Genomic DNA, 11578 nt, shown 5'->3' with positions numbered 1-11578 from the left:
GCGCTTGCTTGCGAAGCTCTTATGATCTTGGTTTAACCGTGCCGCAATCCTGACCCAACCACACCGCGCGGGTTTCCAGGCTGCCCTTCTGGTTGATGCCGATGGCGTTGAACGTGCCGTTGGCCACAGTGGTGAACTCGCGGTCGCTCTTGAATGTGGCTACGCCCGTGCCTTGGGCTTTCGGGCAACTGAAGCGGAATTTCCACTGATTGCCGGTGCGGTCGGTGATCTGCTGTTTGCAGCCCGATTGCGGATCGGATAGCGGGATATCGTTGGTCGCCACCTGCTGCGGCGTCAGGCAGGCACGGATGCCTTTGCCGCCGATATTGATCCCGTTCTTCTCCAGTTGTGCGCGCTGTTGCGGGGTCATCTGACCTTGCAATTGGCCGAGAATCGATTGCACATCCATGGGCTGGTCATCGACCTTGACGTTGCTCGAGGTCATTTCCCACAAACCCGGCTGCAGCATTTGCGCCTGCGCAATCACCGGCATTGCCAAACCCAGGCCCAGCGCCAAACCCAGCAGACGAACGTTCATCGAAAAACTCCTGATCAGTAGTGGCCGTTAGACGCCGGCCATTGGCTTCGGTTCATGGGCCAATTAAATAGCGACAATCGTGTCGGAACATGGTCTGTTAGGCATTGAATCGTCAGGAGCATGGCTGCCCCATGGATTATTTCGGACCGCACATCTTTGGTTATCTGATCGCCTTGATCCATAGCCTCGGCCTGATCGCCGCAATCCACGCGGTGCTGACCGTACGCACCGCGCAAGGCTCGATCGCTTGGGCATTGTCGCTTATTTTCATCCCCTACCTGACCCTCATTCCTTATCTGGTTTTCGGTCGAAGCACCTTCGACGGCTACATCAAGGCGCGACGCCAGGCCAACGAACAAATGCGCCAGGCAATCTCCGAATTGAACTGGCGCCCGTGGGTCGAAGAAGCCCTCGCCGCCCATGCTTCGAATGCCTACGCCTCGCTTCGCGCCATGCCCAAGCTGGGGCGCATGCCATGCCTGGCGAACAATCAGGTGCAATTGCTGGTGAATGGCCACGCGACCTTCGCCGCTATCTTTCAGGCGATCGAGCAGGCCCGCGAAGCCGTGCTGATTCAGTTCTTCATCATCCACGACGACCGCCTCGGTCAAACCTTGCGTGACCTGTTGCTGAAAAAGGCTGCCGAAGGCGTGGCGATTCATTTGCTCTACGACCGCATCGGCAGCCATGCCCTGCCCCACAGCTACGTACAGGCCCTGCGCGATGGCGGCGTCGAGGTCAAAGCCTTCGCCACCCGCAGCGGCTGGCTCAATCGGTTTCAGGTGAATTTCCGCAACCACCGCAAAATCGTCGTGGTCGATGGTGTGCTCGGTTTCGTCGGCGGGCACAACGTCGGTGATGAATACCTGGGCGAGAAGCCGCCCTTGGCGCCCTGGCGCGATACCCACGTTCAAGTCCGCGGTCCCGTGGTGGCCTGCATGCAGGAATCGTTTGCCGAGGACTGGTTCTGGGCTGCGCGTACCTTGCCACCGCTGATCCTGCCGGATGTCTACCCGGAAGACGGCGTGCTCTGCCAATTGCTGGCGAGCGGCCCGGCTGATGCTTACGAAACCTGTTCGCTGTTCTTCGTCGAAGCGATTCACGCAGCGACCGAGCGAGTGTGGATCACCAGCCCGTACTTCATTCCCGATGAAGCCGTGTTCGCCGCGTTGCGCCTGGCGGTGCTGCGCGGTGTCGATGTGCGTCTGCTGCTGCCCTCGCGTCCCGATCATCGCATCGTCTATGCCGCGTCCAGCCTGTATGCGTTCGAAGCGGTGCGCGCCGGGGTGCGGGTGTTCCGCTACGAACCTGGATTCCTGCATCAGAAAGTGGTGTTGATCGACAGTGAGATCAGCGCCATCGGCAGCGCCAATCTGGATAACCGTTCGTTCCGGCTGAATTTCGAAGTGATGCTGCTGACCGTCGACAGCGTGTTTGCCGCCCATGTGGAACAGATGCTCAACGATGACTTCGAGCAGGCCTACGAAGTCGCCAAAGAAGAAAGCCGGGAGATCCACCGCCTGCAACAGCTCGGCATGCGGATCGCCCGGCTTATTTCACCGATTCTCTGAAAGAGAACCGCATCAGATCTCAAGGGTGATAGATGTCGTCGCGAGTCCACGGCAGTTCATGGCTGCCATCGGGATGCGCCTTCACCGCCAGAATCTGGTGCAGATTGATCCAGCCGCGGGCGAACGCGTAGGCACACCCGGCCAGATACAGGCGCCAGATGCGCAATGCCTGATCCGGCACCAGTTTCCCTGCCGCTTCGAGGTTGTCTTCCAGACGCTCGCTCCAATGGTCCAGCGTGCGCGCGTAATGCAGGCGCAGGCTTTCGACGTCGACGATCTCCAACCCGGCTTCGCTGATCTCGGCGGAGATCATCGCCAGATGCGGCAGCTCACCGTTGGGGAATACGTATTTCTCGATAAAGTCGCCGGCACCGCGCCCAACCGGACGACCATCGGTGTGTTTGGCGGTGATGCCGTGATTCATCACCAGACCGCCCTCCTTCACCGCACCGAACAGGACTTTGCAGTATTCGGCGAGGTTGGCGTGGCCGACATGCTCGAACATACCGACACTCACCACCTTGTCGAAGCGCCCGTCCTGCGGCAGATCGCGATAGTCGAGTAATTGCAGTTCGACCTGACCCTCCAGGCCTTCGGCTCTGACCCGCTCGCGGGCCAGCTCCAGTTGCTCCTTGCTCAAGGTAATGCCAAACACCTTGGCGCCGAATTCACGGGCGGCATAACGTGCCAGACCACCCCAACCGCAACCGACATCCAGCAGATAGTCGCCAGGCTGCAAGCGCAGCTTGCGACACAGATGGCGAAATTTGGCTTGCTGCGCCTGTTCGAGGGTTTCGCTGCCGGTTTCGAAATATGCGCAGGAATACGCCATGTCGCTGTCCAGCCACAGCTGGTAGAACGCGTTGGACAAGTCGTAATGATAGGAAATGGCTTTGGCGTCGGTTTCCTTGTCGTGCACCGTCCGCACCGGCTGAGCGTCGTCATCTTCATCGAGCAAGGCGCTGCTCAATTCGTCGCAGACCCTGATCACCTCGCTGATCGAGCCTTCCAGTTCCAGTTTGCCTTCGACAAACGCCGCCCCCAGCGCGTCGAGACTTGGATGGGTAAGCTGGCTGACCATCGTCGGGTCCTTGACGACGATAGTGACACTGGGGGTCGGCCCCAAATTGAACTCATGGCCATCCCAGAGTCGCAAGCGAAGCGGAAGGTGCAGATTCTGTAAGGCCGGTGGAAGTTGCGCGAGCATGGAAAATCCCCCTGTTTCAGACGTCAGCTCTGAGGGTAGACCATCCTTGAAAAATAGCAGGCTATCGATTTGATTGGCCGAAACTATCGTTGCAGACGCTCCAGCATGCCGTCATGCACCCACTGCTTTAACCAGGTAACGGCTTGAAGTGGCGCGCCCTCACCATAGATGACTGCCAACTCGGCGCACAGTTCGGCGAAATTCCAATCCAGCGTGAGCATGCCATCGAGTGCATGCGCTTCCGCCGGCTGCAGACTGCGGTAATTGCACAGCAGATCACTGCGCCAGATAAGGCACACTTGCGGCGCTTCAAGCGCCTCGCTGTTGGGGAAATCGGTTTCCTCTTTGACCGCGCGCCATAGGGCCAGGCTGTTGAATCGCTGCTCCAGCCACTGCAACGATGGCGTCGGTTTGACCTGCAGCGCGGGCCATTCCTGCGGAGAAAAACCGGCCATCGCCGCAATCGTCAATGGCACACCATGCGGCGCGTCAAACGCCAGGGTGAATGCCCATTCCAGGGTCGCCAATTCGCTCAACGGTGCGCTCTGCTCCGGCACCAGATGCTCGCGGATGAACTCCGCGAAATCCTGAGCGAGCCAGCGCAGACTGTAATGCTGCGATGGATACTGACGGAGGTAAGAAGACGCGAGTGCATCGAACTCTTCGTCCCCCAGCCAATGCAGGATGGCGGGGAAGTCATTACGCAGCACCTCGATCAGCCGCGCGTTGTAGGCGTTGTGATAAATCGCCAGCCCGGTGTCGACATCCAGCGTCGGGCCGCCGATCAGACTGGTACTCAGAGCCGCAGGCGGCGTCGCGTCCTCGTTCAGCAGAAACGCCTCAAATGCCAATTGCCATTCGTTCAGGCGCATGACTGTCTCCCGGCCAGAACCTTGTCCCCCAATACTCTGGCCTTTTGCAGTTCGTCGAGCAGTTCTTCGAACGGCGGAAAATGATCATCGCGCTCCAGCAGCGTCGCCACCGGCCCGAAGTGCTCCAAGGTGCGTCGGTACAGCGCCCACACCGGATCACTGACCGGATGATCGTGGGTATCGATCACGTAGTCGCCGTAGTCACTATGCCCGGCCAGATGCAGTTGGCGCACCTTGTCCTTGGGCAGACTCTGAATGAATGTCCACGGATCGAAACCGTGATTGCGCGAGCTGACATAGACGTTGTTGACGTCCAGCAACAACTCGCAACCGCTGACCTGACTCAGCGCCTGCAGAAACTCCCACTCGGTGAAGTCATCGGTGGCGGCGCGCACGTAACTGGACACGTTCTCCAGCACGAGTGGCCGCTGCAACACGTCCTGTACCTGCGCCACGCGAGCGGCGATGTATTCAAGACTCTCTTCGGTGTACGGCAGCGGCAGCAGATCATGCAGTTGATGGGCGTTGCCGCGGCTCCAGCACAGGTGATCGGAGATCCATGCCGGTTTGACCTGATCGGCCAGTTGTTTGAGCTGTTTGAGATAGTCTGGATCGAGGGCATGCGGCCCACCGATGGACAGAGACACGCCATGCATCACCAGCGGATAGCGTTCGGCGATGGCGTCGAGGAAGTACAAGGCTTTACCGCCCTGCACCATGAAGTTTTCCGAGACCACTTCGAACCAGTCCACAGCCGGCAACTGTTCGAGGATCTGTTGGTAATAGGTGCTGCGCAATCCCAGGCCATAACCCAGGAAAGGAACGGAAGCTGACATGCCAGGACTCCTTTGCAAAGTGGCCGCAGCGGTGTCACCCGCTGCGGCAACACTCACCGGTGGCTTATTCGCCGACCTTACCGCCGGCCTTTTCACAGGCCGACTGAGTCATGGCTTTGAAACCCTGGCCCTTGCAGGAACCCATGCCTTTGCACGCATGGTCCTTGGTCTTGCAGTCGTTCTGGCCTTTACAGGCGTTCACGCCGTAGCAGTGAACCTGAGCATCGGCTGCCATGGCCTGGGTGGCGACACCGGCAAACATCGTGGCAGCAGCCAAAGCGAGAGCAGCACCAGCAGCAGCGGTTTTGATGGTCATTTTTATATCCTCGGTAAGCGTCAGGGGTGTCGGCTGGAAGGTTGTTCAGTCCCGACATAGCACTAGAGAGGGCTGCCCCGACGGCGTTACAGCGGTACAAAAAATAATTTCATTGATCGTCCTGGAGCTTGAGCAACGGCTCCTGAAACCGCAACAAACGCCCGGCATTGCCCAGTACCAGCAGTGTGCTGAGGTTATGCAACAACGCAGCGATCATCGCCCCCGCGGCCCCGAGCCAGCCAAAAGCCGCGAACACCACGATCGCCAGGGTCCAGCCCAGACCGATGATAACGTTGACCTGCAACGTCCGCCGGCATTGGCGACTGAGCCGCACACAGGTGCCGAGGCGCCGCAGGTCGCTGCCGATCAGCACGATATCCGCCGAAGCCAGCGCAATATCAGCGCCGCCCGCGCCCATCGCGACACCGACCACCCCGGCCTTGAGCGCCAGCGAATCATTGATGCCGTCGCCCACCACCATCGGCCGGAAACCGTTGTCGATCTCTTTGAGCACGCGGTTGAGCTTGTCCTCGGGCAGCGCTTGAGCTTGCACTTCCTGCAGGCCAACCTCCCGAGCCAAGTTCTGCGCAACACTCTGGCGGTCACCAGTGAGCAACAACTGGCGCCCCAGACCCAGCTCGCGCAATTCACTGAGGGCGAACCGCGCTTCCGGCTTGACGCTGTCGGCCAGCAACAGCCAGGCGACAAACTCACCGTTCAAAGCCAACCCGGCAATGGGTCCGTCATGCTCGGGCACCGGCGTGGTAGCAATGCCCAGTTGCGCGAACAATTCGGGACGCCCCAGCGCCGCTTCGCCCTGCCCGGTCATGGCCACCACGCCGAGGCCCTGACGCTCATGAATGTCGGTCAATGGCAGGCTCTGTTCCTGGCTGACCAACCCGGCCAAGGCGCGGCTGACCGGGTGACTGCTGGCCGCGCCAAGGCTGGCGGCCAGCGCCATTACAGAGGTCTGGTCCAAATGCGGGCTGCTGATCGATTGCAAGCGCAAGGTGCCGTACGTCAGGGTGCCGGTCTTGTCGACCACCAGCGAGGTCAGGTCCGCCAGTTCTTCGAGGAACGCCGAACTGCGGATCAGAATGCCGTGCCGTGCCGCCACCGCCACCCCGGCGATCGCCGTGGCCGGTGCCGACAGCACCAAGGCACAAGGGCACGCCGCGACCAACACCGCGAGCATCGCTTGCGCGTCGTTGGTGACAAACCAGGTCACCGCCGCCAACAACAACACCAGCACCATATAGCTGCCGGCATAGCGCTCAAGCAGACGAGTGATCGGTGGTTTCGAGCGCTCGGCGTTTTGCATCAGCGCGATGACCTTGCCCAGCGTCGATTGGTCACCTGTGCGAGTCACTTCAATGCGCAGCAGCCCGTCGAGGTTGATCGCCCCGCCGAACACCGTCATACCCGCCGCCGTTTCAACCGGGACCGATTCACCGGTAATCGACGCCGTGTCGAGACTGGCCTGGCCGAACAGCACCCGGCCATCCGCCGGCACCCGATCACCGGCGCGCACCTCCACAGTGTCGCCGGGTCGGAGCGTGCCGTTATCGACTTCGATGATCGAGCCGTCCGCCTGAATCTTGCGCGCGTGGCTGCGGGTCAATTGACCGAGGGCATGAATCGCTTCCTGCGAGCCGATCACGCTGCGCTCTTCCAGCACGTGGCCGAAGATCATGATGATCGGCAACAACGCGGCGGTCAGCAGATCGCCGGTCGCCCAGGCGCCGAGCATGGCCAGGGCGATCAGTTGATCGGTAATGCCGTGCAGGCTCGGATAGCGCAGGCTGTACCACGCCGAACGCATTACCGGCACTGCAACCAATAAAGAAGCAAACCCGAGCAGCAACTGACTGACGCCGGTTTGTTCCGGTACCAGCCAACGCCAGATCAGGCCAAGACCGAGCAAGCCAAGGGCGAGCATGGCCAGGGTCAATTGCCGTGCGGCGCGGCGCTGTTCGGCCGAGGACAACAGGCTCGGTGCAGCAGTGGTCGCAGTCATTTACTGGCTCCCTGAATGATCAGGCGGGAATCGTCTTTCGGATCCACCGTGGTTATCGAACCGGCCTGGCCGAGAATTTTCGGCATGCGTTCGCGGTACAGACGCAGAAGCATCTGCGGGTCGGTGCCCTGCTGCTGCGCTTTCGCCAGGCTCAGCACGGTGGCAGTGTCGGCGGAAGCTTTCGCCAGCCGTTCGCCGGCTTGGGCGTGAGCCACCTGCAAGGTGCGGTCGGCTTGTTCGTTGGCGCTCTGGGTGAGTTTTTCCGCCTCGGTGCGTGCGTTGGCCACTGCTTTGTCGGCTTGCTGACTGGCGGTCAGCACCGCATTGAAAGCGCTGACAGCGGGATCCGGCAGACTCGACTGCACGTCGACCCGCGCTACTTCGATGCCGATGCCCTGCCCGCTCGCCTTCAGTTCAGCCAAGCGCTGGTTGATACCTTGCACCAGATCGCCGCGCAGACGTTCGCGGCGTTCGGCGGCCTGATTGTCGGCACCGATCAACTCCGGTCGAGCCACCAGAATCGTGTCCAGATCCCGCGCAGCGGTCAGAGCCACCGCGCTGCGGGTGACCAACCGATCCAGAGCAGGCAACACGTGATCACCCTGCAACACGAAATCGTAAGGGTCGGTGACTTTGTAAAACACCCGCACATCCAGCTGCACGACTCCCGCGTCACCGGTCAGCAAATAACCGGAACCGGCCAAGGCATCGCTCAGCGGTGTGGCGAAAGTCGCCATCCGATCAGCCTTGATTGCGTCACTGCTGCGCAGCAGATTTTCCACTCGACGCTCAATCACCCGATCCGCCGCGGGCAGCAATACCACTTGCTCGAATGGCTGCGGCCAAGCCAATAACAGGCCGGCATTCTGGATGCGCTCGAGCGCGCCGAAGTGCAAAACCACAGCGCGATTCTGCGGATCGATCTGCCGCACATTGGAAAACGCCCAGGCCAATGCAGCCAATACTGTCACCGCGTACAGAGCGAAAAAAGCCAAGCGTCCGGCCTGAATCCACGGACTGCTCAATGCCTGTGTTCCACGTGGAACTTCATCACTCATGGTTGCGATCCGGCTTTGTTATCGACAGTTGGCGGGCCGTCCACCAGCACGCGGAACGGCGCAGCATCGGTGCGCAGGATCAGTTTGGTGTCTGGCGTAACGATGGTGCCGAGGGTATCGAGTGAACGCAGCAGGTTGTACAGCTGCGGCGAACCGGCATACGCGCGACCATAAATCTGCGCGGCTTCGACTCGCGATTGCGCTTCGATTTCCGCGGCTTTCACCGTGGCATCGGCCTGGACAATTCGCGCATCACGCTCGGCAGCCGAACGAATCTGCGCCGCTTCGCGTTTGCCAATCGCTGTGCGTTCGGTAGCGATTGTTTCACGCTCGGCGCGCATCCGATCCACCGTGGCGGTGAGTGTCACTGAAGGCAAAGTCAGCCGTTCAATACCGACTTGCACCACACGCACTCCGTAGGTAGCCAGCAACTGCTGATCGATCTGCTTGCGCAACTGCGCCTCAAAATCGGCAATGCGTACCTGACTGGCATCGGTGTTCACCAGATTGGCCAGGTCGAAACTGCTGGCGGTGGTTTCCAGCGCCGAGCCGACAAACGTGCGAATCTGCCGCGCCGCTTCGTCCGGCTGGTTCTGCACTGCACGCATGAAGCGTTGCACATTGTCCGGATCGCCCTGCACCTGCCACGCCACGTAGGCTTGCACGATGATGCGCAAACCGTCGCGGGTGCCGACATCCTGCAAGCCGCTGGAAGTGGTGCGCAGGCGCAGGTCCACCGGGATCGCCGCTTCGAACGGCGCCGGCCAGCGCCAGCTCAAACCGGGCTCAAGCAACACTCGCGAGGGATTGCCGAAACGGGTGATGACCGTGGCTTCCCCCGAACGCACTTGCACCAGGCTCGCCGCTGCGACGGCAAACGCCACCAGCAACAGCGCCCAGCCCATGCGCCGCCACGGGAAGGGTCCCGCTTCTTCCGGCGCACCGTGGTGATGGTGATGATGCCCATGATGATGGTGATGTCCGGCGTGGCCGTGATCGTGGCCGCTGTGGTCATGGGAATCGTGAGTGTGCGACTGGCTCAATGGGCAACTCCTGGTTGAGCGGTGGTGCGCGCGGGCGACGGGTCAGCCGGCAGCGTGAACGTACGCAAATCGATGGTCGGCGCATTGCTGCTGCCGCCTAAACGGTGGTCAAGCACCAGCAACTTGGCCTTGCTCAGGCCCTGACTGAGCTGACTGAAATACTGCTCCAGCACGAACGCCTGACCGGCGCTGGCATACGCTTGTCGTTCGGCCTTGAATTTCAGGTCGGCCGCCTGCGCGGTCGCACTGACTTCACGCGCACTGGCAGTGGCCTGATCGCGGGCAAGACTGGCCTGCAACTGCGCCTGATTGCTGGCTTCGGCGGCGGCACCGCGCTCGCGGGAGATCAACGCCTGGGTGCCAATCTGCGCCGCCTGCACGCCGTGATAAGCGTTGGCGGCGCCGGCGGGTGGATGAATCGCTTCAACCACGGTGGCGAGAATCTGCACGCCGCTGTCGAGTTTCTGCAGATCACCTTGCACCGCACGGCCGATCTCCTCGCCCAGCCCTACCCTGTCCGCGCCCAGCAGACCATCGAGGGTGCGCGAGGCAAAGTCGTGAACCAGAATCCGGCTCGCAGTGCTGCGAATCAACGTCGGCACATCAGCGTTGTTATAGGTCGCCGCCAACGCATCCTGATCGCGCAGACCGATGCGGTAGACAAAGCGCACATCCATGTTGACGATCTGGAAGCTCTGCTGATCGCCGCGACTGCTGGCAATCACCTGGGATTTATCGTTGACGTGGCTGGCATCCCACAAGCGGTTGGCGGTCATCGGTGCCGGACCTTCAGCGGGATCAGCCTGAACAGGCGCTGCCGAAGTATCGCCAACGCTGGTCGCCAATTCGTGCACCACGCCATTCTCAACGCTCAACACCCGGCCCAGCGGCCAGGGCAAACCGGCGTGCAAACCGGGGCCAAACACTTGCACCGGTTTACCGAAACGCTCGTAGATACCGCGACCTTGCAGCGGAATTTCGTGAATCCCGGTGAGCAACCAGCCGACTGCAGCGACCAGCGCCAGCACCGGCAGAAAGGCCCGGCGCATGTAGCTGAACGCCCAGATCTGCCGCAGATCGATACCAAAGCGGTTGTGCAATTCATGCTGCAAGGCGAGCAACGGCTGCGGCGGCCAACGCAGCATGTCAGCGACAAAACTGCGCGCCAGCAGGGTCGGTTCGAGCTGTTCACGGCGCGGGCTGAATACCGACAGAAACGCGCGCAATAGCAACTCGATCGCGACTAATCCCGGCAGAATACCGATCAACACCGCGAGCCGCACTGGCCAGACAGACGCATCGCTGGCAAATAACAGACACAACGCGCCGAGCACCAGACTGATGATCGTCACCCGCGCCAATTGGCTGAGGGCAGCGGCTTCCGGCCATTGCGCCGGATTTTCCTGGGCCAGTTGGCGTTCCAGCACCAGCAAGCCGAAGCCCAGCAGCAGCATCAGCACCGCGCCAACGGTTGCAGACAGGCCGACGGCACCGGCTGGCAATGTCAGGTTCCACACTTGCTCGATGCTCAACACCACCAAGGCTGCCCAGCCGCCGAGCCAAAGAGTGGCGGTGCCGATCTGCCCAAGCAGATGCACTCCGCGTTGACTCAGACGCTCCAGCAGCCGTTCGTACCAGCCATCAGGCGCTGCTGCCTCCGACTCCCGGATCGCTGGTGCCGGCGGGTTCATCACCCGTGCGCGCCACTGGGTCACCCACCACGCCGACTGCAGCCCGGCGACCAGCACCAGCACTGCCGCGCTCAGATTCACCAGCAACGCCGGCCACAACGATTGCGCGGCAAACAGTCCTATAAAAAACGCCAACACCCACCCCGCCCCGGCCAACGCGCCAAGACCAACAGCCAGGCGGCGCAAGCGGCGCCCCTGCGAGGCCGCTTGTTGAAAGCGCGGCAATCCGGTCACTTGCGTGCCATCGACATCCAGATCGACTTGCATATCACCCCAAAGCATAGATTCAGCGGTCTGATCGTTACCATATAACCAAACACGTGAAATATTCGTACACAAATACGCCTATCTAAAGACGTGCAACCTGTCGCTTGCCTGAAGCCTTGACCGAAATGTCCCGAAGCGCACATATTACGTTCGTAATTTTAA

Annotated in this window: 10 protein-coding genes; 1 reads left to right on the top strand and 9 read right to left on the bottom strand. The window is 61.0% G+C overall.

Going from position 1 to position 11578, the window contains the following annotated elements; genetic code table 11:
- Positions 1–19: 19 nt before the first annotated feature.
- The gene (locus tag ACXR0M_RS00855; RefSeq protein ID WP_458829057.1) at positions 20–538 is read right to left on the bottom strand and encodes a DUF3617 domain-containing protein; all 519 of its coding nucleotides are present in this window, start codon (positions 536–538) and stop codon (positions 20–22) included.
- A 131-nt stretch (positions 539–669) separates the two neighbouring features.
- Between ACXR0M_RS00855 and cls the strand changes: the two genes are divergently transcribed.
- On the top strand, positions 670–2109 hold the full coding sequence (cls, locus tag ACXR0M_RS00850; RefSeq protein ID WP_458829055.1) for a cardiolipin synthase: 1440 nt from the start codon (positions 670–672) through the stop codon (positions 2107–2109).
- Positions 2110–2128: 19 nt separating this feature from the next.
- Here cls and cfaB read toward each other — a convergent pair whose 3' ends face one another.
- The 8 genes from cfaB to hflK (ACXR0M_RS00810) all read right to left on the bottom strand — a co-directional run bounded on the left by cfaB (position 2129) and on the right by hflK (ACXR0M_RS00810) (position 11416).
- Positions 2129–3316, bottom strand: coding sequence for a C17 cyclopropane fatty acid synthase CfaB (gene cfaB, locus ACXR0M_RS00845; protein ID WP_458829054.1), 1188 nt, complete (start codon positions 3314–3316; stop codon positions 2129–2131).
- Positions 3317–3399: 83 nt separating this feature from the next.
- On the bottom strand, positions 3400–4188 hold the full coding sequence (locus ACXR0M_RS00840; RefSeq protein ID WP_458829052.1) for an HvfC/BufC family peptide modification chaperone: 789 nt from the start codon (positions 4186–4188) through the stop codon (positions 3400–3402).
- A complete protein-coding gene (gene bufB, locus ACXR0M_RS00835; protein ID WP_458829050.1) occupies positions 4179–5024 on the bottom strand; it encodes an MNIO family bufferin maturase in 846 nt (281 codons plus the stop codon). Before bufB ends, ACXR0M_RS00840 begins: the two co-directional genes overlap by 10 nt.
- A gap of 64 nt (positions 5025–5088) precedes the next feature.
- Positions 5089–5340, bottom strand: coding sequence for a BufA2 family periplasmic bufferin-type metallophore (gene bufA2, locus ACXR0M_RS00830; RefSeq protein ID WP_458829049.1), 252 nt, complete (start codon positions 5338–5340; stop codon positions 5089–5091).
- Between the two features lie 109 nt (positions 5341–5449).
- Positions 5450–7357: a cation-translocating P-type ATPase gene (locus ACXR0M_RS00825; protein WP_458829047.1), complete on the bottom strand. Its 1908-nt coding sequence runs from the start codon at positions 7355–7357 to the stop codon at positions 5450–5452.
- Positions 7354–8415 (bottom strand): protease modulator HflK, encoded by a 1062-nt coding sequence (gene hflK, locus ACXR0M_RS00820; RefSeq protein ID WP_458829045.1) that lies wholly within the window; start codon positions 8413–8415, stop codon positions 7354–7356. Before hflK (ACXR0M_RS00820) ends, ACXR0M_RS00825 begins: the two co-directional genes overlap by 4 nt.
- Positions 8412–9458, bottom strand: a complete 1047-nt coding sequence (gene hflC, locus ACXR0M_RS00815) for a protease modulator HflC (protein ID WP_458829043.1) — start codon at positions 9456–9458, stop codon at positions 8412–8414. Before hflC ends, hflK (ACXR0M_RS00820) begins: the two co-directional genes overlap by 4 nt.
- Positions 9455–11416 (bottom strand): protease modulator HflK, encoded by a 1962-nt coding sequence (gene hflK, locus ACXR0M_RS00810; protein ID WP_458829041.1) that lies wholly within the window; start codon positions 11414–11416, stop codon positions 9455–9457. The genes hflC and hflK (ACXR0M_RS00810) overlap by 4 nt, the downstream gene beginning before the upstream one ends.
- Positions 11417–11578: the final 162 nt, after the last annotated feature.

The sequence above is a fragment of the Pseudomonas sp. Eth.TT006 genome, assembly GCF_054456575.1.
This window is presented reverse-complemented; position numbering and strand designations above follow the sequence as displayed.